The sequence below is a fragment of the Streptomyces sp. NPDC006544 genome (assembly GCF_040611715.1).
Lineage (GTDB): Bacteria > Actinomycetota > Actinomycetes > Streptomycetales > Streptomycetaceae > Streptomyces.
In genome coordinates this window covers 49,965-73,927 of record NZ_JBEXOV010000006.1, presented here as the reverse complement: position 1 = coordinate 73,927, position 23,963 = coordinate 49,965, and the positions used below count along the sequence as shown (strand labels likewise).

Here is a 23,963-nt window from a genome sequence, read left to right as displayed (position 1 = left end):
GGGTACGTCCACTTGGCGGTCATACGGCCGTAACCCTGCACGGCCCAGCAGATCGAATGTAACTAACGAGTAGCCGAGACCGACCGACAACCTTCACCTCCCGAAGGGTGAGGAGCCCACAGAGGCCTATCGTCGCTCGGATGAGCGATCATCGATACATTTGCGTTCAAGAGTTGAACGAACAAAGGGTGGCACCCAGTGCCACCCTTTGAAAGTCTTACCCGTGATCCATCCGCTCATCTGAGCGAAACCTCACCCATGCGTGGCGTATGTCACGCTGGCGGTGGCATGCTTTGCCACCGGGTTCTCACCCTCCGGACGTGTCCAGTTCGGCGTCCTCGCTCACACCCGCGCAGTCGTACGGATCCTTCAACCAGCCCTCAGGCAGGACAACCCGGTTGTTTCCGGACGTCCGGCCACGCGGGCCGTCCGCGCTCTCCGGCCACGGCTGGTCCAGATCGAGCTCGCTCAGATGAGCATCGAGTTCGGCCAGGGAGGAGCTCACGGCGAGCTTCTGGCGCATCTGCGAACCCACCGAGAAGCCCTTGGTGTACCAGGCCACGTGCTTACGGAAGTCGATCACCCCGCGCGCCTCGTCGCCGATCCACTCCCCGAGCAGCCCGGCATGGCGCAGCATCGTCTGCGCGACCTCGCGCAGCGTGGGCTTGTGGAAGTCCTCGGGGCGCCCCTCGAAGGCCGCGACCAGGTCGTTGAACAGCCACGGCCGCCCCAGGCAGCCGCGCCCGACGACCACGCCGTCGCAGCCGGTCTCGCGGACCATGCGCAGCGCGTCCTCGGCGCACCAGATGTCGCCGTTGCCGAGCACCGGGATCTCCGGCACGTGCTCCTTGAGCCGCGCGATGGCCTCCCAGTCGGCGGTGCCGCCGTAGTGCTGGGCGGTGGTGCGGCCGTGCAGGGCGATGGCGGTGACCCCCTCCTCGACCGCGATCCGGCCGGCGTCGAGGTAGGTGAGGTGCTCGTCGTTGATGCCCTTGCGCATCTTCATCGTGACGGGGAGGTCGCCGGCTCCGGCGACCGCCTCGCGCAGGATGGCGCGCAGCAGGTGCCGCTTGTACGGGAGGGCCGAACCGCCGCCCTTGCGGGTGACCTTGGGGACCGGGCAGCCGAAGTTGAGGTCGATGTGATCGGCGCGGTCCTCCTCGACGATCATGCGGACCGCCTTGCCGACCGTCGCGGGGTCGACCCCGTACAGCTGGATCGACCGGGGCTTCTCCGTCTCGTCGAAGTGGATCAGCTGCATGGTCTTCTCGTTGCGTTCGACCAGGGCCCGGGTCGTGATCATCTCGCTCACGAACAGCCCCTTGCCGCCCGAGAACTCGCGGCACAGGGTACGGAACGGGGCATTGGTGATGCCTGCCATCGGCGCGAGCACCACCGGGGGCTGCACGGTGTGCGGGCCGATCGCGAGGGGCGGGGGGAGCGTGGTCATCCCCCCATTGTCGCGCAGTCGCGCCGTAGGTCATATTTCTTTAGTTAGGCGTACTATCGGCATCATGCGCGACTTGAGCCCCAGGAGGCGCTCACTGGTCCTGGCGATCTGCTGCATGAGCCTGCTGATCGTCAGTCTGGACAACACCGTCCTGAACGTGGCCCTGCCCTCCATGCGCCGCGACCTGGACGCCTCCGTGGCCGGCATGCAGTGGACGATCGACGCGTACACGCTGGTCCTGGCCTCCTTCCTGATCCTGGCCGGCTCCACGGCGGACCGGATCGGGCGCCGCAAGGTCTTCACCGCCGGGCTCGTGCTCTTCACCGCCGGATCGGTGCTCTGTTCGCTCGCTCCGGGCCTGGGCTGGCTGATCGGCTTCCGGATGCTCCAGGCGGTCGGCGGCTCGATGCTCAACCCGGTCGCCATGTCGATCATCGCCAACACCTTCACCGACCCGCGCGAGCGCGCCCGCGCCATCGGCGTCTGGGGTGCGGTCGTCGGCGTCTCCATGGCAGCGGGCCCGCTGATCGGCGGCCTGCTCGTGGACTCCGTCGGCTGGCGGTCCATCTTCTGGGTCAACCTCCCCGTCGGCCTGCTCGCCCTCGGCCTGACCCTGCGCTACGTCCCCGAGTCGCGGGCCGAGCGCCCCCGCCGCCCGGATCCGGTCGGGCAGCTGCTGGTCATGGGGCTGCTCGGCTCGCTCACGTACGGGATCATCGAGGCCCCGGCCGCCGGACCGCACTCCCCGCTGATCCTCGGCTGCGCGGCGCTCGCGGTCGCCTGCCTGGCCGGGCTGCTGGTGTACGAGTCACGGCGGGCGGAGCCCCTGATCGACCCGCGGTTCTTCCGCAGCGCCCCCTTCACCGGGGCCACGGTGATCGCGGTCAGCGCCTTCGCCGCGCTCTCCGGGTTCCTGTTCCTGAACACCCTGTACCTCCAGGACGCACGGGGCCTCGGCGCCCTGGACGCCGGCCTCTACATGCTGCCGATGGCGGCGCTCGCCTTCCTGTGCGCACCCGTGTCGGGGCGGCTCGTCGGCTCCCGGGGGCCGCGGCTGCCGCTCCTGATCGCGGGGGTGGCGATGTCGGCGAGCGGGCTGCTGTTCGCAGCGTTCTCCGCCGAGAGTTCGACCGCGATGCTGTTCTGCGGGTACGTGCTCTTCGGGCTCGGCTTCGGCATGGTGAACGCGCCGATCACCAACACCGCCGTCTCCGGGATGCCGCGCGCGCAGGCGGGCGTGGCCGCCGCGGTGGCCTCCACCAGCCGGCAGACCGGCGGGACGCTGGGCGTGGCGGTCGTCGGCGCGGTCCTGGCCGCCGGGCTGGCGGGCCGGGCCGTGCCGGGAGCCGCGGCCGCCGCCGTGTCCGCCGCCGATTTCGTGGCGGCGGCGCGGCCCGCCTGGTGGATCATCACGGTCTGCGGGCTGCTCGTCCTGGTCGTCGGCCTCGCGACCAGCGGCCGGTGGGCGCGCGGCACGGCGGTGCGCACGGCCCGCACCCTGGAGCGCGAGCCGGACCCGACCCGTGCGGGGTCTTCCCCGCGCCGCCGCTGACCTGCGCACCGTCCTGTTGCCGGGGCCGCACGCCCCCGTGGCGAGCGGCGGGGCCGTCACCCTCCGGGTGGTTCGGGTCCCCGCCCGGCACGCCACACCATCGAGTGACAGATATTGAAATCTGTCAGCCGTCATGTCATTCTCGTTGCATGAGCCTGAACGAGAAGTCCCCCCACCGCGTCCTCGGCACCACCGGCCCCTCCGTCTTCCCGCTGGGCCTGGGCTGCATGGGGATGTCCGCCCTCTACGGCGAGGCCGACCGGGCCGAGTCCCTCGCCACCCTCCACGCCGCCCTCGAAGCCGGCATCACGCTGCTCGACACCGGCGACTTCTACGGCATGGGGCACAACGAGCTCCTCATCAATGAAGCCCTGCGCACCGCGCCCGCCGAGGCCCGGGAGCGGGCGCTGACGAGCGTGAAGTTCGGTGCCCTGCGGACGGTCGAGGGCGGTTTCACCGGGTACGACGGCCGCCCGGAGGCCGTGAAGAACTTCCTGGCCTATTCGCTCCAGCGACTCGGCCGCGATCACATCGACATCTACCGCATCGCCCGGGTCGACCCGGACGTCCCGATCGAGGAGACCGTCGGCGCCATCGCCGAGGCCGTCGAGGCCGGGCACGTCCGGCACATCGGGCTCTCCGAGGTCGGCGCGGACACCCTGCGCCGGGCCGCGGCCGTAGCTCCGATCGCCGACCTCCAGATCGAGTACTCCCTGCTCTCCCGCGGTATCGAGGCGGAGATCCTGCCGACCGCCCGCGAGCTCGGCATAGGCATCACGGCGTACGGAGTGCTCTCCCGCGGTCTGATCAGCGGCCACTTCACCCGCGAACGGACGCTCGCCCCCGGCGACTTCCGCGGGATGAGCCCGCGCTTCCAGGGCGAGAACCTCGGGCGGAACCTCGACCTGGTCGACGCCCTGCGCGAGGTCGCCGACGGCAAGGGCGTCAGCGTCGCCCAGACCGCCATCGCCTGGGTGCTCTCGCGCGGCGAGGACATCGTGCCGCTGGTGGGCGCCCGCCGACGCGACCGGCTCAGCGAGGCACTGGGTGCCATGGAGGTGAAGCTGACCCCCGCCGATCTCGCGGCCATCGAGGAGGCGGTCCCGGCCGGATCCGCCGCCGGCCAGCGGTACCCGGCCGCGCAGATGGACCATTTGGACAGCGAGCACTGAACCGGCTGTACGGTCGTACCCATGCCCCCCGCTGCTGCCGAGCCCCTCACTCCCGAGCGCATCCTCGCGACCACCGAGGAGGTGCTGCGCCGCTTCGGCCCGACCAAGGCGACCGTGGTGGACGTGGCTCGCGCGCTGGGCGTCAGCCACGGCAGCGTCTACCGGCACTTCCCTTCGAAGGCTGCGCTGCGCGAGGCCGTCACGGACCGCTGGCTCGCCAAGAGCGTGGTCATGCTGGAGGAGATCACCTCGGCGCCCGCAGAACCGGCCCCCTCCAAGCTGGAGTCGTGGCTGGAGGCACTGTTCGAGGCCAAGCGCCACAAGGCGGGTGACGACCCCGAGCTGTTCGCGACGTACACCGTGCTGCTCGCCGAGAACAGCGGCGTGGTCGACCGGCACCTGACCGAGCTGATCGCGCAGCTGACCCGGATCATCGGCGAGGGGGTCGCGGCGGGATCGCTCACCGCGCCCGATGTGCCGGCGGCGGCCCGCGCCGTGTTCGACGCCACCAACCGGTTCCACGATCCGGCGTACATGGCGGACTGGGTCTCGCCGAGCATCACGACGGAGTTCGAGGCGCTCACCGCCCTGGTCATCCGGGGTCTTCGCGCCTGACGTCCGGAAGCAGCCGCTCCGGACAGCTTGATCATGATTTTGGACGCCGGGGCCTTGTCGCGCACCCAACGCGTTCTTACGTTCCCCTTACCGCACATCATCAGGTCTGTTCCAGGGGGAACATTGTCCGCTCAGGAAATACCGGCAGCGCAGTCCGGGCCACCGGCCCGGTCCGGAGCTGCCGCCGCGATCGGCTGGATCCTTACCATCGGGTTCAACGTGGTCGCACCCGTCCTCACGTACAACATGCTCACCGACCGGGGCTGGAGCGAGTTCGCCGCGCTCCTGGTCAGCGGCGCCTGGCCGGTGGTCGACTCCGTCGTCCACCTCGCCTGGCGCCGCAAGATCGACGAGTTCGCCGTGGTCACCCTGGTCTTCCTGGTGATCACCGCTCTCGTCACGCTGATCGGCGCGCACTCGGCCCGCGCCCTGCTCATCAAGGACTCGGGGGTGACGGGTCTGTTCGGCGCGCTCTGCATCGCGACCCTGTTCGCTCCCCGGCCGCTGATGTTCTACTTCGGCCGGAAGTTCGGCACGGACGGCACCAAGGAGGGCGTGGCGTACTTCAACGGCCTGTGGCAGTACCCCGACTTCCGGAGCGCGATGCGACGGATGACCACCGTCTGGGGCGTCGCCTACCTCGCCGAGGCCTCGCTGCGCGTCGTGCTGGCGTTCCTGCTGAGCGTCGACACGATGGTCGTGCTCAGCCCGGTCCTCATCTACGGGGTCCTGGTCTCGCTGATCTTCTGGACCATCCGGTTCGCGAAGCGGACCCAGGCCGAGGGCCAGGCCAGGGCCGCGGCCCTGGCGGCCGCCCCCGCCGGCAGCGCCGCACCCGCGTAACCACCGGGAGTACGGCTGTGGCCCGGTGCGCGTCGCGCACCGGGCCACAGCTGTTCGTGCGGGGACCTAGCAGCCGAGCAGGCGGCTGCCGAGGTAGCTCTGGATCTGGTCCAGGGAGACGCGCTCCTGCTTCATGGTGTCGCGCTCGCGCACGGTCACCGCGTTGTCGTCCAGGGTGTCGAAGTCGACGGTGACGCAGAACGGCGTACCGATCTCGTCCTGGCGGCGGTAGCGACGGCCGATGGCGCCCGCGTCGTCGAACTCGATGTTCCAGAACTTGCGCAGGTCGGCGGCGAGGCCCTTGGCCTTCGGCGACAGCTGCGCGTTGCGGGACAGCGGCAGCACGGCGACCTTGACCGGCGCCAGGCGCGGGTCGAGGCGCATCACGGTGCGCTTCTCCATGACGCCCTTGGCGTTGGGGGCCTCGTCCTCGTTGTACGCGTCGAGCATGAAGGCGAGCATGGCGCGGTTGACGCCGGCCGCCGGCTCGATGACGTACGGGGTGTAGCGCTCCTTGGACTCCTGGTCGAAGAACACGAGGTCCTGGCCGGAGGCGGCGGAGTGGGCCTTGAGGTCGAAGTCGGTGCGGTTGGCCACGCCTTCGAGCTCGGAGAACTCATTGCCACCGAAGTTGAAGCGGTACTCGATGTCGGCGGTGCGCTTCGAGTAGTGGGACAGCTTCTCCTTCGGGTGGTCGTACCAGCGGATGTTCTCCTCGCGGATGCCGAGGTCGCGGTACCAGTTCCACCGCTCCTGCATCCAGTACTCCTGCCACTGCTCGTCCTCGCCCGGCTTGACGAAGAACTCCATCTCCATCTGCTCGAACTCGCGGGTGCGGAAGATGAAGTTGCCGGGGGTGATCTCGTTGCGGAAGGACTTGCCCATCTGCGCGATGCCGAAGGGGGGCTTCTTGCGCGAGGCGGTCATCACGAGGGCGAAGTTGGTGAAGATGCCCTGTGCCGTCTCGGGGCGCAGGTACGCCTTGGAGCCGGTGTCCTGGGTCGGGCCGAGCTGGGTCTCCAGCATGCCGGAGAACTGCTTGGGCTCGGTGAACTGGCCCTTCACACCGCAGTTGGGGCAGTTGACGTCGGCCAGACCGTTGGCGGGCATGCGGCCGTGCTTGGCCTCGTACGCCTCTTCCAGGTGGTCGGCGCGGTGGCGCTTGTGACAGGAGGTGCACTCGGTCAGCGGGTCCGAGAAGGTCCCGACGTGGCCCGAGGCCACCCAGACCTCGGGCGCGAGGATCACGGACGAGTCGAGGCCGACGATGTCCTCGCGCCCGGTGACCATCGCCTTCCACCACTGGCGCTTGATGTTCTCCTTGAGCTCGACACCGAGCGGGCCGTAGTCCCAGGCAGCCCGGGAGCCGCCGTAGATCTCACTGCACGGGAAAACGAAGCCACGGCGCTTGCTCAGGCTGACGATGGTTTCGATCTTGTCGGCGGCCACGGTGCTCTCTTCATTTACGAGGACGAACGGCGAAGCCTCCAGGTTACCGGCGCCCGCACCCTCCCTTTCAAATCGGGATCCCGTCGACGGCCGCTCCGCACCCCCTCACCAGCCTTGTTGACAATCGTTTCCATCTTTGATGAAAATGGATGTCATGAACGTACGACGCCTCATACCCACCGCCGCCCTCGCCGGAGCCGTTGCCCTCGCCGCCACGGCCCTCACCGCCTGCTCGGGTGCCGCCGAAGCCGCCGGCGACAGAGACGGCAAGCTCCACGTGACGGCGTCGTTCTACCCCCTGCAGTTCCTCGCCGAGCGGATCGGCAAGGAACACGTGAAGGTCGGCACCCTGACCAAGCCGGGAGTCGAGCCGCACGACCTGGAGATCACCCCGAAGCAGACCGCGCAACTCGGCGAGTCCGACGTGGTCCTCTACCTCAAGTCGCTCCAGCCCGCCGTCGACAAGGCCGTCGCCCAGTCCGGCGTGAAGAACGTCGTCGACGCCGCCACCCTCACCCAGCTGGAGGTGCACGGCACCTCCGGCCACGACCACGCCGCCGAAGAGGGCCACACCGAAGACGACGGCCACGACCACGGCCACAGCCACGGCGAGGCCGGCGAGGACCCGCACGTCTGGCTCGACCCGGTCAAGTATGCGGAGATCGCCCAGGGCGTCGGTGCGGCCCTGGAGAAGTCCGACCCCGGCCACGCGGCGGACTACAAGAAGAACACCGATGCGCTGCTCGCCGAACTGGGCGCACTTGACACGGAGTTCAAGGACGGCCTGAAGAACACGGCCTCCCGGACCTTCATCACCACGCACTCCGCCTTCGGCTACCTCGCCGAGCGCTACGGCCTCGACCAGGAGGGCATCTCCGGCGTCGACCCCGAGTCCGAGCCGAGCCCCGCCCGGATGAAGGACCTCCAGGCCCTCGCGACGAAGGACAATGTGACGACGGTGTTCTTCGAGACCCTGGCCAGCGACAAGACGGCCAAGTCCCTCGCGGGCGACACCGGCCTGAAGACCGACGTCCTCGATCCCCTCGAGGGCCTCACGGACAAGTCCCAGGGGGCCGACTACTTCGAGGTCATGCGGTCCAACCTGAAGAACCTCCAGAAGGCGCTCGGCAACAAGTAATGGCAGCAGTAGCAACGGAGGCGCGAGCCATGGAGTCCGCGAAAACCGCGACGGCGGCCGATCAGCCCGTCATATCCCTGCGCGGGGCCACGGCCTCGCTCGGCTCGCGCCCCGTGCTGCGCGGCATCGACCTGACCGTCCGCCGCGGCGAGGTCGTCGCCCTCCTCGGCGCCAACGGCTCCGGCAAGTCCACGGCCGTGCGCGCCGTGGTCGGCCAGGTCCCGCTGACCGACGGCGAGCTGTCCCTCTTCGGTACGGACTTCGCGCGCTTCAGGGACTGGTCGCGCATCGGGTACGTCCCGCAGCGCACCACCGCGGCCAGCGGGGTCCCCGCCACCGTCCGCGAGGTCGTCTCGGCCGGCCGGCTCGCGCGCACCCGTTTCGGGTTCCTGCGCAAGGCCGACAAGGCCGCCGTCGAGCGCGCGCTGGAGAGGGTCGACATGGGCGGCTACGCCGACGCCTCCGTCAACGCCCTGTCCGGCGGGCAGCACCAGCGGGTGCTCATCGCCCGCGCCCTGGCCGTGGAGCCGGAGCTGCTGATCATGGACGAGCCGATGGCCGGCGTGGACCTGGCCAACCAGGAGGTCCTGGCGAACGCCCTGCGCACGCAGGTCGTCGCCGGGACCACCGTCCTGCTGGTCCTGCACGAGCTGGGCCCGCTGGAGCCGCTCATCGACCGCGCCGTCGTCCTGCGCGACGGCTGCGTCACGCACGACGGCCCGCCCCCGGAGGCCGTGGGGCAGCACGCGCTGCCCGGCCACGACCACGTACACCCCCACGCGGCGCACGACGCCGAGCCGCTCCGGACGGGACTGCTGAGCTGATGGACCTCCTGAACTACGCCTTCATGCAGCGGGCGCTGATCGCCGCCGCGCTGGTCGGCATCACGGCCCCCGCGATCGGCACGTACCTCGTGCAGCGCCGCCAGGCCGTCATGGGCGACGGCATCGGGCACGTGGCCATGACCGGTGTGGCGCTCGGCTTCCTGCTCAACGCGAGTCCCGTGTGGACGGCCACCCTCGTCGCGGTCGTCGGCGCGGTCGGCATGGAGCTGATCCGCTCCCGCGGCAGGACCAGCGGGGACATCGCGCTCGCCATGCTCTTCTACGGCGGCCTGGCCGGCGGCGTCATGATCATCAACCTGGCTCCGGGCGGTTCCACGGCCAACCTGACCAGCTACCTGTTCGGCTCCATCACCACCGTCTCGGCCGAGGACATCACCGCGGTCGTGGTCCTGGCCTTGTTCGTCGTCGCCGTCACCCTGGGCCTGCGCCGACAGCTGTTCGCCGTCTGCCAGGACGAGGAGTTCGCCCGGGTGACCGGCCTGCCGGTGCGCGCGCTGAACCTGCTGATGGCGGTCACCGCCGCCGTCACCGTCACCGTCGCGATGCGCATCGTCGGCCTGCTGCTGGTCAGCGCCATGATGGTGATCCCCGTCGCCGCGGCCCAGCGCGTCACCCGGGGTTTCACCGCCACCCTCTCGGTGGCCATGGTGATCGGCGTCCTGGTCTCGTTGTCCGGCACGGCCGCCACGTATTACATCGACGCCCCGTCCGGCGGGACGATCGTGCTGCTCGCCATCGCCGTGTTCATGGTGATGACGGCCGTTTCGACCCCCTTGGCCCGGCGCCGGGCCAAGGCCGCACGGGCCGGCGAAGAGGTCTGCACGCGCCAGGACGCAAGAGTCTGAAAGCCTGGAGCCCCCGGCCGCCTGGCACAATGGGCCGAGGCCTAGACGAGGAGGAACCGGTGGCGACTGCGCCTGGCGAGACGAATACCGCGCCAGTACGAGGACGGTCCACCCGCCAGCGGGCCGCGGTCGCGGCCGCGCTGGACCAGGTGGACGAGTTCCGCAGTGCCCAGGAACTCCACGACATGCTCAAGCACCGCGGCGACTCCGTGGGCCTGACCACCGTCTACCGCACCCTGCAGTCCCTCGCGGACGCGGGCGAGGTCGACGTCCTGCGGACCAGCGACGGCGAGTCCGTCTACCGCCGCTGCTCCACCGGCGACCACCACCACCACCTGGTCTGCCGCAAGTGCGGCAAGGCGGTCGAGGTGGAGGGTCCGGCGGTGGAGAAGTGGGCGGAGGCCATCGCGGCCGAGCACGGCTTCGTGAACGTCGCCCACACGGTGGAGATCTTCGGCACCTGCTCCGACTGCGCGGCGGCCGCCGCCTAGAGCTTTCGCAGGTTCCGGCCGAGGATCGCGCGCAGCCGGTCGGCATCCGCGGGCTCCTGGGCTCCCCGCTTCGGCAGCGCCGTCAGGCAGCTCGCACGCGGGCCCCCGACCAGGACGAAGAGGTCCGGTGTCTCGGCGTAGTCCGTGAAGAGCTTCCAGTCGGACGTGTACGCCATGCTCTCGCCCGTGGTCGCCGTGCCCCGCTCGTCGACCACCGTGCGGCATTCCCCGTAGGGGGCCAGCACGGCGTGGAGCCGGCGCGCCATGGTGCGCCGGCCGCGTACGACACCGAGGAGCCCGGCGCCGAGGCCCAGGACCGCGCTGACCGCGACGACGACCGGCGGCATCCCCCGGAACAGGCCGAACGCCACCACCATGGCCGTCGTCGTCAGCGGCAGCAGAACGCTCTCCGCCCGGCCCGCTCCGGTCCGCCGGGCGCGGACCCGGACGGCTCCTCGAAGGTCCTCGACCGTCGGCCGGTACACGAATACGGCCTGCTCGGTCTGCTGCGCGTGATCCCCACCCCAGTGCATGGCACAGGAGCGTAGGCCACGCTCAGGCCGGGGTGCCCGGCTCCCCCTGGTTCGGGACGGCGCCGCCGAAGCGGCGGTCGCGCTGGGCGTACTCGTAGCACGCCGCCCAGAGGTTGCGGCGGTCGAAGTCCGGCCACAGGACGTCCTGGAACACCATCTCGGCGTACGCGCTCTGCCAGAGCAGGTAGTTGGACGTGCGCTGCTCGCCGCTGGGGCGCAGGAAGAGGTCCACATCCGGCATGTCCGGGTAGTACATGTACTTCGCGAAGGTCTTCTCGTTGACCTTGGAGGGGTCGAGCTTGCCGGCCGCCACGTCGCGCGCGATCGCCTGCGCCGCGTCCGCGATCTCCGCGCGGCCGCCGTAGTTGACGCAGAAGTACAGGGTCATCGCGTCATTGTCGACGGTCTGCTCCTGCGCGACCTGGAGCTCCTGGACGACCGACTTCCACATCTTCGGCATGCGGCCGACCCAGCGGATGCGGATGCCCAGCTCGTTCATCTCGTCGCGCCGGCGCCGGATGACGTCGCGGTTGAAGTTCATGAGGAAGCGCACCTCGTCGGGCGAGCGCTTCCAGTTCTCCGTCGAGAACGCGTACAGCGAGAGGTTCTTGACGCCCATCTCCAGGCAGCCCTTGAGCACGTCGAGCACGACGCCCTCGCCCACCTTGTGGCCCTCGGTGCGCGGCAGTCCGCGCTCCTTGGCCCAGCGGCCGTTGCCGTCCATGACGACCGCGACGTGGTTCGGGACCAGCTCGCCGGGGATCTTCGGCGGGCGCTCACCGGACGGGTGCGGCTCGGGAACCTTGTACTCCCGGCGAGAGCGTCCCAGAATCCCGCGTCGTGCCATGTGCCCAGCTCCTATTTCTCGACGTAACGCAGGGAGCGTAGCCCGCGCTCCAGATGCCAGTGCAAATAGGCCGAGACCAGCCCGCTGCCTTCCCGCACGTGACGCGGCTCGCACGCGTCGGCGTGGCCCCAGTCGCCCGTCAGCAGTGCGCTGAGCAGGGCGATGGCCTCCGACGAGGGTACGACGCTGCCGGGGACGCGGCAGTCGCCGCATACGACCCCGCCCGCGCCGACCGAGAAGTGCCGGTTGGGGCCGTGGAGTCCGCATTTGGCACAGTCGTCGAAGCTGGGGGCGTAGCCGTTGACGGCGAGGGAGCGCAGCAGGAAGGCGTCGAGGATGAGGTTCGGCGCGTGTTCGCCGCGCGCGAGGGTGCGCAGGGCGCCGACGAGCAGCAGGTACTGCTGGACGGCGGGCTCGCCCTCGTGGTCCGTGAACCGCTCGGCGGTCTCGAGCATCGCGGTGCCGGCGGTGTAGCGGGCGTAGTCGGTGACGATGCCGTTGCCGTACGGGGCGATGATCTGGGTCTGCGTGCAGAGCGGCAGGCTGCGGCCGATCAGCTCGTTGCCGCGCGCGAAGAACTGCACGTCGGCGTGGGAGAAAGGTTCCAGCCCGGCGCCGAACTTGGACTTCGTGCGCCGGACCCCGCGGGCCACGGCCCTGACCCGGCCGTGCCCCCGGGTCAGGAGCGTGATGATGCGGTCCGCCTCACCCAGCTTCTGGGTGCGCAGCACGATGCCGTCGTCGCGGAACAGACTCATGGCCCCATTGTCGCGTACCCCGCCGACAGGGCGGGGTACGCGAGCGGGATCACGTCAGCGGGACGCAGCTGCCCGTGCGGGGCGGGTTGTAGCCGGGGAAGCCGTTGAGCTCGCGGTCGAAGTTGTCCTCGAAGTCGCGGTAGACGGCGTGGTCGTCGATCTTCAGGATCGACTCGTCGTAGCCGCGCAGCGAGGGGTAGGTGTAGTTCTGGCTGCCGGTGAAGACGAGCTCCCGGCCCGGGACCTTGTCGTACGTGCCCTCGATCAGCAGGTACTTGGAGTGGAGTCCGTACGCGGGCACCTGGTCGGGCGCGGAGCTGCAGGCGCCGAGGTGGTTGAGCCCGCCGCGCACGAGGATGTCCTTGGTGGTCGAGCCGATGCTGCCGGCCTCGTTGTTCAGGAAGACGTAGACCTGGCACTTGGCGGCGCGCAGCTGGACGAGCCGGTCGGCGACCTGGGTGCGGGTGAAGGCGAACATCGCGACACGGATCTTGGTGGCGCCGCCGGCGCAGTCGACGGGGGCGAGCAGGTCCAGGACGGTGTCGGTGGCGGGTTCCCCGTAGGGGTCCTCGCCCGTCTCGCGGCGGGGGCCGAAGTAGGCGGTGTTCGGGCCCGCGGGGACGACCTGGTGGTAGTCGGGCTTGCCGGCGGCGGCCGTCGAGTACGCCAGCTGGTCGGCGAAGTACTTCTGGTAGGCGTCGTAGAGCGGGCCGCTCGGGACGGTGACGGCGTTGTTGTAGTACTTCGTCTTCTGCGTGTCGGTCAGGTTGGCCGAGGTCTGGAAGACGATGGCGGAGACGGCGCCGACCTTCTCGAACAGGAAGTACTTGTTGTGGTTGATCGGGTCGCTGCCCTTGATCTCCTTGGCGGGCCGGCCACCGACGCAGCCGCGGAAGCGCGGGCAGGCGTAGACGTAGGAGTCCTTGGTGCGGTCCACGCCGAGCTGGCGGACGAGCTTGGGGAACTCGCTGGCCACGCCGGTGGCCTTGGTGTTCTCCGGGGCGAGCCAGTCCGCGCCGGGGACGGGGAGGGCCTCGCTGTCGAGGAGCAGGCGGACCTTGACGCCCTTCTTGTTCGCGTTGACCAGGGCGTCCGCCACGGCGCCGTCGGTGAACAGGTACATCGACCCGGTGATGGAGGTGCCGGGCTCGGCGTGGTCGACGAGGTCGATGAGCCGGTTGCGGATCTCGTCGGTGTTGCCCTCGCGGGGGTTGTTGAAGAGGGCCTGCGGGGTGGCCGCGGCGACGAAGGCCGGGTCGCGGACCTGGTAGTCGGCGGAGTGGGCCCCGCTCGTCGACAGGAGCGAGGCGACGGCTGCCAGCGCGGTGGCCGCCGCCACGCGGCCGAGGGCGCGTATGCGCATTGGAGGAAGATCCGTTCGTCCGGGAGGGGAAAATTTGGATCTTACGGGGCCCCGCCCCCGCGACGTCGGCGTCCCCCGGCGGGCGCGGGCCCGGCGGGGGACGTCCTTCGGGAGGGGGTCAGGCGGTCGGCGCGGGTGCGGCGTGCTCGCCGTCGGCCGCCTGGGCCGGGACGGCCGCGGTGGGCGCGCCCGCTTCGTCCGCGTCCGGGTCCGCTTCCGAGTCCGCGTCCGCGTCCGGTTCCGCGGCCGCGGTGTCCGCCGCCGCGGCGTCGGCCAGGGGGGAGGCGGACTCGGGGACGGTCCGCGGATCTCCCTTGCCCAGACCGTTGAAGATCAGGTTCAGCACGATCGCGGCCGTCGCGCCAAGCGTCACACCGCTGTTGAGGAGCGAGGAGAGGTCCGCGTCCATGTGCTCCTTGAAGAGGACCGGGACGGTGGCCGGGAGCAGGGCGAAGGCCAGGGAGACGCCCACGACCAGCGCGTTCTTCTCCTCCTTGAGGTCGACCTTGCCCAGGGTCTGGATACCGGCCAGGGCCACCATGGCGAACATCACGGTCGCGGCGCCGCCGAGGACCCCGTGGGGGACGGCGGCCACGATCGCGGCGGCCTTCGGGAGCAGCCCGAGGACGATCATGAAGACACCCGCGGCGACCACGACGAACCGGCTCTTGACCTTGGTCATCCGGACCAGGCCGACGTTCTCGGCGAAGGCCACGTACGGGAAGGAGTTGAGGACGCCGCCCAGCGCGGTCGCGGCGCCGTCGGCACGCAGCGCGCGGGCCACGGTCTCGCTGTCGATCTCCTTGCCGACGATGTCGCCGACGGCGTAGGTGTCGCCGGTCGTCTCGACCATGGTGATCAGCATGACGACGAGCATCAGCAGGATCGGGAACCAGGCGAACTTCGGGGCTCCGTAGTGGAACGGGGTGGTGATGCCGATCCAGGCCGAGTCGCTCACGTCGCCGAACGTGGCGTCGCCGAGCAGGAAGGCGACGACGGTGCCGCCGACCAGGCCGAGCAGGATGGAGATGCTGGAGAGGAAGGGCTTGCCCAGCTTCATCAGGACCAGGATGAAGAGCATCGTGCCGCCGGCGTAGGCGAAGTTCTCGGGATCGCCGAAGTCGGGGCTTCCGACGCCGCCCGCGGCGTCGCCCAGGCCGACGGGGATCAGCACGATGCCGAGGACGGTGATCACCGTCCCGGTGACGACCGGCGGGAAGAGCCTCATGACCGTGCGGAAGGCCTTGGGGGGCAGCCAGGCGAAGGCGAAGGTGGCGATGCCGGCCGTGATGACCGCGCCGTAGACGACGAGGAGGCCCGCCGTCCCGCCGCCCGCTCCGAGACCGATGGCGATCATCGGCGAGACCGCGGTGAAGGTGACGCCCTGGATCAGGGGCAGCCGCGCGCCGATCCGGCCGATGCCCCACGCCTGGACGATCGAGGCGATGCCGCAGGTGAAGAGGTCGGCGTTGATCAGGTAGACCAGCTGCTCGGTGGTGAGCCCGAGGGCCCCGCCGACGATGATCGGAACGATCACCGCACCGGCGTAGAACGCGAGTACGTGCTGGAAGCCGTACAGCGCGAGCTTGGGGAGGGGGAGCACCTCGTCGACCGGGTGCGTGCTCTGCTCTCCGCCGGCGGAAAGCGGTGCGGCGACACGTGCCATCTCTGCCTTGCCCTTCAATGAGGTAGGTGATCGAGAGGAATCTGGTGTCCCTGGCCGGAGTGGGTCGCTAACCCGTTGATCCGTCAGGGCTGTCGTTGCGTTCACGTGAAGCGAAGCCCCGCGGTGTCACCGTCGGCGTCTCGTCGTGTGACCGGAATTGAACGCCTGTGGGACCGCTCACAGATATCGTCGACTTCTACAAAGCGTTGACGGACGAGAGGGCCCGATCTGTAGGTTTCTCCGGTGGTGGAGGCTCCCTGCGTCGGCTATGGCCCCGGTTCACAGAACGGCCGGTTCCCTCTGCGCGAACGTGAAGGACCCGCGCCGTGACGTGCGGGTCAGCGCTTCACCACCGTTCGGCCACGCAAACAAGAGGGCGCGCTTCCCGCCGTCCACATGCTGGAAACACTCCGCACGGACCGGGAGCCGCCGCGGTTCACACAGCCGGGAAAAGGCGCGAAATCGAGGGTGCGAGGCCCGATCGTTATCGCGAAACGGGCCGGTTTCACCCCTGCCGGCGTCGCCACGGCACCGCGCGGCGCCCCCCGGCGGACCCGGTCCGGGGCCCTACGGCGCCCGGACCGCCGACAGGAGCCGCGCCACCTCGTCCGCGTCGATGCGCAACGCCGCGCCCACCGTGGCCAGCACCTCGCGCTCGGCGGGGATGTACGGGCCGTCCGCCAGCGCGACGCGCGCACCCTGCAGCAGGATCGATTCGCGTCCCGGGGCGGCCAGGTGTGGGGCGAGCGGTTCGAGGGCCTCGTGCAGCTCGATCGAGAGTGCGGCGCCGCAGCAGTCCGGGCCGTCGTAGAGGCCGAGCCGGCCCTCGTCCGTGGCCAGCGCGTCCACCAGGGACTCCAGCTGCTCCTCGGTGCAGTCCTGGAACCCGGCGGACCGCACGGCGCCCACGGCGGCCTCCAGCGCGCTGCGCGAGGCCGTCCCTCCGGCGGCCAGCACGGCCAGCGTCACCGTGTGCACGGCGTCGCGCAGCAGGGCGGAGAACCGGGTGGTGGTGAGGTGGTCCAGGATGTCGGTGGAGAAGCGCTCGCGGCAGCCCTGGCACTCGACGACGGGGCCGGCCTGCCCCCGCGGCAGCAGCGGCACCCCGAGGACGGTGAAGCGGCGGCGCCCGGTGCGACGGCGGTAGTTGCGGTCGCCACCGCAGTCGGGGCAGAAGAACTCTCCGTCCCCCACGGTGCTCCAGGTGGTACGCATGCCCCAGACCGTCAGCTTCCGGCCTTCCCCACCCCGAACTGGCAGCACGTCGCACCTCCGTAACCTTCCGGCAACATCGCCGGGTTGGCGTGATGTTAGCCACATCAGTGAGGATGCGTCAGCAGTGTGACAGGACAACATCCTCCGCCGGCCCGTACTTGGCCGATCTGCGCCCCCCGCGCACGCCCCCTGCGAGGGCCTGCCGCGGCGCCCTTCCGGGCGCCCTCGCCTACGGCGCGACCCCGCCCCTCCGGAGGGAGGTACGGGGTCGCGCGGCGTGCGTGCGGACGTCGGTCAGCCGGACGGGGATCAGCGGCCCGCGCGGTTGACGGCGGAGATGACGGCCTTCAGGGAGGCGCGGGTGGTGTTGGAGTCGATGCCGATGCCCCACAGGACGCGGCCGTCGATCGCGCACTCGATGTACGAGGCGGCGACGGCGGAGGCGCCCTCGCTCATCGTGTGCTCGGTGTAGTCCAGCAGGCGGGCGTCGACGCCGATGCCGGCCAGTGCGTCGAAGAAGGCCGAGATCGGGCCGTTGCCGCTGCCGTCCAGCACGGTGTCCACGCCGTCCACGACCGCCTCGACGGTCAGCGTGTCGGTGCCGTCCTTGTCGGTGGTGGTCTGGCCGGAGCGCAGCTGGATGCGTCCCCACGGGTTCTCGGGATTGGGCAGGTACTCGTCCTGGAAGACGTCCCAGATGGCCTTCGGCGTGACCTCGCCGCCCTCGGAGTCGGTCTTGGCCTGGATGATCCGCGAGAACTCGATCTGCATGCGGCGCGGCAGGTCCAGCTTGTGGTCGTTCTTCAGGACGTACGCGATGCCGCCCTTGCCGGACTGCGAGTTGACCCGGATGACGGCCTCGTAGGAGCGGCCGACGTCCTTCGGGTCGATCGGCAGGTACGGGACGGCCCACTCGATGTCGTCGACGGTCTTGCCCTGGGCGGCCGCGTCGGCCTCCATGGCGTCGAAGCCCTTCTTGATGGCGTCCTGGTGGGAGCCGGAGAAGGCGGTGTAGACGAGGTCGCCCGCGTAGGGGTGGCGGGGGTGGACCTCCATCTGGTTGCAGTACTCGCTGGTGCGACGGATCTCGTCGATCTGCGAGAAGTCGATCTGCGGGTCGATGCCCTGCGAGAACAGGTTCATGCCCAGGGTGATCAGGTCCACGTTGCCGGTGCGCTCGCCCTGGCCGAACAGGCAGCCCTCGATGCGGTCGGCGCCGGCCATCAGGGCCAGTTCGGCGGCCGCCACGGCGGTGCCGCGGTCGTTGTGCGGGTGCACGGAGATGCAGATGTGCGCGCGGCGGGTCAGGTTGCGGGCCATCCACTCGAAGCGGTCCGCGTGGGTGGAGGGGGTCGAGCGCTCCACGGTGGCGGGCAGGTTCAGGATGATCTCGCGGCCCTCGCCGGGCTGCCAGACGTCACAGACGGCCTCGCAGACCTCGAGGGCGAAGTCCAGCTCGGTGTCCGTGAAGATCTCCGGGCTGTACTGGTAGCCGAAGGTGGTCTCCGGGCCCAGCAGCTTGTCGGCGTACTCCATGACCAGGCGGGTGCCGTCGACGGCGATCTGCTTGATCTGCTCCTTGGAGCCGCGGAAGACGACCCGGCGGAAGGTGGGCGCGGTGGCGTTGTACAGGTGGACGGTGGCGCGCCTGGCGCCGACCAGGGACTCCACGGTCCGCTCGATCAGGTCCTCGCGGGCCTGGGTCAGTACGGAGATCGTCACGTCGTCCGGGATCGCGCCCTCTTCGATGATGGAGCGCACGAAGTTGAAGTCGGTCTCGCCGGAGGAGGGGAAGCCGACCTCGATCTCCTTGTAGCCCATGCGCACCAGCAGGTCGAACATCTCGCGCTTGCGGGCGGGGGTCATCGGGTCGATCAGCGACTGGTTGCCGTCACGCAGGTCCGTGGAGAGCCAGCGGGGGGCCTTGGTGACGCGGGCCTCGGGCCAGGTGCGGTCCGGGATGGCCACCTGCTCGTACGAGCCGTACTTGTGGATCGGCATCCCGGAGGGCCGCTGGGTGTGGGTCGCGTTCGTGATGGGCGTGGGGCGACCGACAAAAGTGTGCTGACTCATGGCGTAGGGCTCCTCGCGTGTCCGCGTGTAGTTCGCTGGGACGGCCGACAACGGTCGCAAAACCGCAACACCAAACTCCGCGGGGAGGGGGTCGGCCTACGACTACAGACCCTCGCCGCGGCAGCTAAGGAGAAGCAGCCCGATACGCATGATGGGCCGAGCCTAACCGAGCCGCGTCTTACGCGGGGACCTGTTTCAGTATGCAAGACCCCGAGGTCCGTTTTGCACCTTTTATGAACTAAATCTCCTTCGTCCTACCCCAGCGGCGGCGACCGGTCCACACAACCGAATGAATCATGGTCGCTGCTAGTGACATCGGCATCACCGAGTGCCACATTGCCGGGCATGAATGCCTCCCGCTCCCCCCGTCATCCCGTCTTCTGCACCGTGGTGCCGCCGCACCTCCTGGACAAGATCGCCCGGTCCGACGACCCCGCCCGCGCGGCCGCCGCCCGGCGCACCCTCGAGCTCGACGCCTCGCACCGCGTCCGGCGCCAGCTGTCCGTCCTGCCGCCCGCGGCGGAAACGGTGTCCGAGACGGAAACGGTGTCCGAGACGCCCGAGCGCACCGTCTACGACGCGCAGCACCGCACGCGGCTGCCCGGCAAGAAGGTCCGCGGCGAAGGGGCCGAGGCCACCAAGGACGCCAGCGTCAACCGCGCCTACGCCGGGCTCGGAGCCACCTTCGACCTCTACCTGAAGGCCTTCGGGCGTCATTCCATCGACGACGCCGGCCTGCCGCTGAACGCCACCGTCCACTACGACCGGCTGTACAACAACGCCTTCTGGGACGGCAGCCAGATGGTCTTCGGAGACGGGGACGGGGACCTGTTCCTCGATTTCACCGTCTCCGTCGACGTCATCGGGCACGAGCTCACCCACGGGGTCACCCAGTACACGGCCAACCTCGCCTATCACGACCAGTCGGGCGCGCTGAACGAGTCCATGTCCGACGTCTTCGGCTCCCTCATCAAGCAGTACTCGCTGGACCAGACCGCCGAGGAGGCCGACTGGCTGATCGGCGCCGGTCTGCTCGGTCCGCACGTCGACAGCGGTATGGCCCTGCGGTCGATGAAGGCGCCCGGGACGGCGTACGAGGACGACGAGCTCGGCAAGGACCCGCAGCCGGCGACGATGGACGGCTACGTCCGCACCTCCCGGGACAACGGCGGCGTGCACATCAACTCCGGCATCCCCAACCACGCCTTCTACATCGTGGCGAGCGAGCTCGGCGGCAAGGCGTGGGAGCGCGCCGGACGGATCTGGTTCGACACCCTGACCGGCGGGGCCCTGGCCCCGAACGCCGGCTTCGCCGACTTCGCCGGCCTGACGGTGACCGCGGCCGTGGCCCGCTACGGGGAGGGCGGCCCGGAACACCAGGCGCTGCAGAAGGCTTGGTCGGCTGTCGGCCTGGGGTAGGAGGGCGGTATGCGGATACAGGTGGTGCGTACGGGCGGCTTCGCGGGCATCGAGCGGCGCGCCGAGGTGGACACCTCCGGCTTTCCCGACGCGGACGAGTGGCAGGCCCTCGCCCGGCTGGCCCTGCGGCCCGCTCCGGCGGGCGGTCCGGTGGACCGGATCCGGGACGGGTTCTCCTACCGGATCACGGTGGACGGGCGGACGGTCGCCTGTGCGGAGCCGAACCTGTCGCGGGCGCAGCGGGCGCTGATCTCCCGCGTCCTGAAGGAGGGCGCCTGAGCGGCTCCCGGACGGCGGTGTCCGCGCGCGCCCTTAACGGGGTGCCCGGACGCCGCCGCTTTGCTTTGATGACCGGATGACCACGACCTCCGCGTCCCCCGCCGACCTGCTGCCCGAGCTGGAGCGCTACTACGACACCGCCCCCCGCCGGGGCGGGGCGCGGGCCGAGGACTTCGGCCCGCTGACCCTGTTCGTCCAGGAGTCCGCGGGCTGGCCGTACTACGCGCGGCCCGCGCTCGCGGGCGAGGGCGACGGCCGCGGCGCCCCCGCCGGGCCCTCGGTGTCGGATGTGGAACGGGTGCTGGCCCGTCAGCGGGAGCTGAGGGTGCCGGAGTCCTTCGAGTGGGTGGCCGAGACCACCCCCTCCCTGCGGGCCGCGGCGGAGGCGGCCGGGCTGCAGGTGCACGAACACCCGCTGATGGTGCTGGACACCTCGGCAATGCGGACGCCCGCGCACCCGGAGGTACGCGTGCTCGACGCGGCCGACCCCCTGCTCCGGGCCGCCGTGACGGTGCCGATGCTGGCCTTCGCCGCACCGGGCACGGCGGTGGGAGGGGCGGGCCCGGCCGAGCTCGCGGTCGCGGAGCGGGACCCGGCCTCGGAAGGCCGCCGGGTCCGGGTGTCCGAGATGATCGCGTCGGGCCGCACCGCCCTGGCGGCCGCGGTCAGCGGGGGCGTGGTGCTGTGTTCCGGCCAGCACAACCCGGTCGGCGACGTCACCGAGATCGTCGGCGTCGGCACCCTTCCCTCCGCCCGCCGCCGGGGCCTGGGCCTCGCGGTGACGGCGGCCCTGGTCGCGGACGCGCTGGCCCACGGGGCCCGCACGGTCTTCCTCTCGGCCGGCGACGAGGACGTGGCCCGCATCTACGCCCGCCTCGGCTTCCGCCGGGCGGGCACGGCCCTGATCGCCGAGCGCCCGCTGTGATCCGCCGGCCGCGGCGGCGCCGGGTCCGGGGCCGGCCGGCCGTGTCCTGAGCCCGGTTTGCCGGAACGGCAAGGTTGCTTGGTGGGGGCGGGGTGGGGGGCGGAGCATCGGGGCGCAGGGGTCGCACCGAACGGAAAGAGGTCCCCATGGCGCACGACGAGCACCAGCACTCCCCCGAGGCCGCCGCCGAATGCGTGGGCGAGGAGTACTGGGACACCCGCTACCGCGAGAGCGAGAAGGTCTGGAGCGGCGAGGCCAACGCCGTGCTGGCCCGCGAGGCCGCGTCGCTCGCACCCGGGCGGGCCCTCGATCTCGGCTGCGGCGAGGGCGGCGACGCCGTGTGGCTCGCGCGGCAGGGCTGGCATGTCACCGGGACGGACATCTCCGGGGTCGCCCTGGAGCGGGCCGCGGACCGGGCCGTCGGGGCCGGGGTCGCGGACCGCACCGCGTGGGAGCGGCACGACCTCGCGGAGACCTTCCCCGCCGGGGAGTACGACCTGGTCTCGGCGTGCTTCCTGCACAGCTTCGGCGCGTTCCCGCGCGAGCGGATCCTGTGAAGGTGCGGCGGCTCCTCTGAGCCGGCCGCCACGAGCGGCCACCCGGGGCCGGCCCGCCATCGGCCCCGAACGCCCGCCTAGAAGCCGAGCTTGCGGAGCTGCTTGGGGTCGCGCTGCCAGTCCTTGGCGACCTTCACGTGCAGGTCGAGGAAGACCGGCGTGCCGAGCAGCGCCTCGATGTGCTTGCGCGACTTCATCCCGACCTCCTTCAGCCGGGCGCCCTTCGGGCCGATGATGATGCCCTTCTGGCTGGGCCGCTCGATGTAGAGGTTCGCGTGGATGTCCAGCAGCGGGCGGTCCGCCGGCCGGTTCTCCCGGGGGATCATCTCCTCCACGACGACCGCGATGGAGTGCGGGAGCTCGTCGCGTACGCCCTCCAGCGCCGCCTCGCGGATCAGCTCCGCGACCATCACCATCTCGGGCTCGTCGGTGAGGTCGCCCTCCGGGTACAGCGGCGGGCTCTTCGGCAGCATCGGCGCGATCAGGTCCGCCAGCAGCTGGACCTGGCTGTCGCCGACCGCCGAGACGGGGACGATCTCGGCCCACTCGAAGCCCAGCTCCTCGGCGAGCTGGTGAACGGCGAGGAGCTGCTCACCCACCACCTTGGACTCGACGAGGTCGGTCTTGGTGATGATCGCGATCTTGGGGGTCTTCTTGATCCCCGCGAGCTCCTTGACGATGAACTTGTCGCCGGGGCCGAGCTTCTGGTCGGCGGGCAGGCAGAAGCCGATGACGTCGACTTCGGACCAGGTCGCGCGCACGACGTCGTTGAGTCGCTCGCCGAGCAGCGTGCGCGGCTTGTGCAGGCCGGGCGTGTCGACGAGGACGAGCTGTGCGTCGGGGCGGTGCACGATGCCGCGGACCGTGTGGCGGGTGGTCTGCGGCCTGTTGGAGGTGATCGCGACCTTGGTACCCACGAGCGCGTTGGTCAGGGTCGACTTCCCCGCGTTGGGACGGCCGACGAAGCATGCGAAGCCCGCACGGTGCGGGCTGGTGGTCTCGGGGGAACGATCGCTCATACGGGCCATTCTCCCCGATGCGGCTCCCAGCGCCGACCAGGCTGCCGCCAGGAGCGCGAGGGCGGCCGCCAGGAGGCCGTTCAGAGCGGGGTGCGCGGCATGGCCGACGGTGGCCCGGGAGCTGGTTCCCCCGGCTCCCGCCTCGACCGTGACCTCGCTCCACTCCAGCTCCGGGGGGTTCTCCCAGCGGGCACCCAGCCGGACCGCCTGGCCCGGCAGCAGCTCGGCGGGCAGGCCCGGGAGGGTGCGTGCGTCCAGGACGCGGCCGAGGACTCCCGAGGCCGTGAGGGTGGCCCGGGGCCGGAGGGTGACGTTGCCGAGGTTGCGCAGCGTGTACGAGACCTCCGCGCCCGCGGTGCCCGCGGCGGCGACGCGGAGGTCCTCGACGGCGAGCGCGGGGGCGGTGGGGCCGGTGACCCGCAGGTAGACCCGGGCGGCGACCGCCTGCTGCACGCCGACCCCCTGCCCGGCCGTGGCGCCCGGCCGGTCCTCCAGGGCCACGATGGCTCCGGGGTGGTCCCCGGGCTCCGCCCGGTCGGGAACGGTGAGGGTGAAGCCCACGCCGAGGGCCCCGCCGGCGGGGACGGTGATCCGGTCCTGCGCGAGCTTCGCCCAGGCTCCGGTCGCCCTCCGCGGCTCGTCGGGGCCGCGGAGGGCGAAGCCGCCGTCGCGGGCGGTGTTGTAGGCGTCGGCGGCGTAGAGGCGGAAGGTACGGGGCCGGCCGGTCCGGTTGGTGACGGTGACGGAGTCGGCGACGGTCGCGCCGGGGGCCGCGGAGAGGTAGAAGTACGGCCGTTGCCCGATGGTGTTGGCGGCGGGCAGTACGGACCACTGGCCGTTGTCGGCGGCCGAGGCCGGCCCGGCAGCGCCCGCCAGCAGCGCCCCCGCCCCGGCCAGCACCAGCACGGC

At 70.7% G+C, this 23,963-nt stretch carries 22 protein-coding genes; 12 read left to right on the top strand and 10 right to left on the bottom strand.

The genetic code is table 11. The features are described from left to right. Positions 1–307: 307 nt before the first annotated feature. Complete coding sequence (gene dusB / locus ABZY44_RS04750) at positions 308–1,450, bottom strand: tRNA dihydrouridine synthase DusB (protein ID WP_356650138.1); 1,143 nt, start codon at positions 1,448–1,450, stop codon at positions 308–310. 64 nt (positions 1,451–1,514) lie between these two features. Between dusB and ABZY44_RS04745 the strand changes: the two genes are divergently transcribed. The 4 genes from ABZY44_RS04745 (at position 1,515) to ABZY44_RS04730 (ending at position 5,632) form a co-directional block, all read left to right on the top strand. Then, a complete protein-coding gene (locus tag ABZY44_RS04745) occupies positions 1,515–3,002 on the top strand; it encodes an MFS transporter (RefSeq protein WP_356650137.1) in 1,488 nt (495 codons plus the stop codon). Between the two features lie 149 nt (positions 3,003–3,151). Then, positions 3,152–4,174, top strand: a complete 1,023-nt coding sequence (locus ABZY44_RS04740; RefSeq protein WP_356650136.1) for an aldo/keto reductase — start codon at positions 3,152–3,154, stop codon at positions 4,172–4,174. Between the two features lie 21 nt (positions 4,175–4,195). After that, positions 4,196–4,789, top strand: a complete 594-nt coding sequence (locus tag ABZY44_RS04735; RefSeq protein ID WP_356650135.1) for a TetR family transcriptional regulator — start codon at positions 4,196–4,198, stop codon at positions 4,787–4,789. Between the two features lie 123 nt (positions 4,790–4,912). Beyond that, positions 4,913–5,632 carry a VC0807 family protein gene (locus tag ABZY44_RS04730; protein WP_356650134.1) on the top strand — a complete coding sequence of 240 codons (720 nt, stop codon included), beginning with the start codon at positions 4,913–4,915 and terminating at the stop codon, positions 5,630–5,632. 66 nt (positions 5,633–5,698) lie between these two features. Here the strand turns inward: ABZY44_RS04730 and ABZY44_RS04725 are convergent, their stop codons facing one another. After that, positions 5,699–7,081 (bottom strand): glycine--tRNA ligase, encoded by a 1,383-nt coding sequence (locus ABZY44_RS04725; protein WP_356650133.1) that lies wholly within the window; start codon positions 7,079–7,081, stop codon positions 5,699–5,701. A 154-nt stretch (positions 7,082–7,235) separates the two neighbouring features. Between ABZY44_RS04725 and ABZY44_RS04720 the strand changes: the two genes are divergently transcribed. From ABZY44_RS04720 to ABZY44_RS04705, 4 genes are read left to right on the top strand one after another with little or no spacing between them, the layout of a single operon-like run. After that, entirely contained in the window at positions 7,236–8,219 is a 984-nt protein-coding gene (locus ABZY44_RS04720; RefSeq protein ID WP_356650132.1) for a metal ABC transporter substrate-binding protein, read from the top strand. Positions 8,220–8,248: 29 nt separating this feature from the next. Further along, a complete protein-coding gene (locus tag ABZY44_RS04715) occupies positions 8,249–9,043 on the top strand; it encodes a metal ABC transporter ATP-binding protein (protein ID WP_356650131.1) in 795 nt (264 codons plus the stop codon). Then, a complete protein-coding gene (locus ABZY44_RS04710) occupies positions 9,043–9,909 on the top strand; it encodes a metal ABC transporter permease (RefSeq protein ID WP_356650130.1) in 867 nt (288 codons plus the stop codon). The genes ABZY44_RS04715 and ABZY44_RS04710 overlap by 1 nt, the downstream gene beginning before the upstream one ends. Before the next feature lie 59 nt (positions 9,910–9,968). Then, on the top strand, positions 9,969–10,400 hold the full coding sequence (locus tag ABZY44_RS04705; protein WP_356650129.1) for a transcriptional repressor: 432 nt from the start codon (positions 9,969–9,971) through the stop codon (positions 10,398–10,400). On the opposite strand, the gene ABZY44_RS04700 is transcribed toward ABZY44_RS04705, so the two are convergent. From ABZY44_RS04700 to leuA, 7 genes are all read right to left on the bottom strand, one after another. Continuing rightward, the gene (locus ABZY44_RS04700; RefSeq protein ID WP_356650128.1) at positions 10,397–10,933 is read right to left on the bottom strand and encodes a YcxB family protein; all 537 of its coding nucleotides are present in this window, start codon (positions 10,931–10,933) and stop codon (positions 10,397–10,399) included. The genes ABZY44_RS04705 and ABZY44_RS04700 overlap by 4 nt on opposite strands. 22 nt (positions 10,934–10,955) lie before the next feature. Continuing rightward, positions 10,956–11,780, bottom strand: coding sequence for an isoprenyl transferase (locus tag ABZY44_RS04695; protein WP_356650127.1), 825 nt, complete (start codon positions 11,778–11,780; stop codon positions 10,956–10,958). Positions 11,781–11,791: 11 nt separating this feature from the next. Next, the gene (gene recO, locus ABZY44_RS04690) at positions 11,792–12,538 is read right to left on the bottom strand and encodes a DNA repair protein RecO (RefSeq protein ID WP_356650126.1); all 747 of its coding nucleotides are present in this window, start codon (positions 12,536–12,538) and stop codon (positions 11,792–11,794) included. A 49-nt stretch (positions 12,539–12,587) separates the two neighbouring features. Continuing rightward, positions 12,588–13,901 carry a phospholipase D-like domain-containing protein gene (locus tag ABZY44_RS04685; protein ID WP_356650125.1) on the bottom strand — a complete coding sequence of 438 codons (1,314 nt, stop codon included), beginning with the start codon at positions 13,899–13,901 and terminating at the stop codon, positions 12,588–12,590. Positions 13,902–14,019: 118 nt separating this feature from the next. Further along, positions 14,020–15,567, bottom strand: a complete 1,548-nt coding sequence (locus ABZY44_RS04680) for a nucleobase:cation symporter-2 family protein (RefSeq protein WP_356650124.1) — start codon at positions 15,565–15,567, stop codon at positions 14,020–14,022. A gap of 567 nt (positions 15,568–16,134) precedes the next feature. Beyond that, positions 16,135–16,782 (bottom strand): TerB family tellurite resistance protein, encoded by a 648-nt coding sequence (locus ABZY44_RS04675; RefSeq protein WP_356650123.1) that lies wholly within the window; start codon positions 16,780–16,782, stop codon positions 16,135–16,137. Positions 16,783–17,091: 309 nt separating this feature from the next. Then, positions 17,092–18,855 (bottom strand): 2-isopropylmalate synthase, encoded by a 1,764-nt coding sequence (gene leuA / locus ABZY44_RS04670; protein ID WP_356650122.1) that lies wholly within the window; start codon positions 18,853–18,855, stop codon positions 17,092–17,094. Positions 18,856–19,200: 345 nt separating this feature from the next. Between leuA and ABZY44_RS04665 the strand changes: the two genes are divergently transcribed. From ABZY44_RS04665 to ABZY44_RS04650, 4 genes are all read left to right on the top strand, one after another. Next, on the top strand, positions 19,201–20,274 hold the full coding sequence (locus tag ABZY44_RS04665) for a M4 family metallopeptidase (protein WP_356650121.1): 1,074 nt from the start codon (positions 19,201–19,203) through the stop codon (positions 20,272–20,274). Between the two features lie 9 nt (positions 20,275–20,283). Next, positions 20,284–20,553: a protealysin inhibitor emfourin gene (locus ABZY44_RS04660; RefSeq protein ID WP_356650120.1), complete on the top strand. Its 270-nt coding sequence runs from the start codon at positions 20,284–20,286 to the stop codon at positions 20,551–20,553. A gap of 76 nt (positions 20,554–20,629) precedes the next feature. After that, a complete protein-coding gene (locus tag ABZY44_RS04655) occupies positions 20,630–21,478 on the top strand; it encodes a GNAT family N-acetyltransferase (protein WP_356650119.1) in 849 nt (282 codons plus the stop codon). Positions 21,479–21,624: 146 nt separating this feature from the next. Further along, entirely contained in the window at positions 21,625–22,035 is a 411-nt protein-coding gene (locus tag ABZY44_RS04650) for a class I SAM-dependent methyltransferase (RefSeq protein ID WP_356650118.1), read from the top strand. Between the two features lie 77 nt (positions 22,036–22,112). On the opposite strand, the gene era is transcribed toward ABZY44_RS04650, so the two are convergent. Beyond that, on the bottom strand, positions 22,113–23,054 hold the full coding sequence (gene era, locus ABZY44_RS04645) for a GTPase Era (RefSeq protein WP_356650216.1): 942 nt from the start codon (positions 23,052–23,054) through the stop codon (positions 22,113–22,115). Positions 23,055–23,963: the final 909 nt, after the last annotated feature.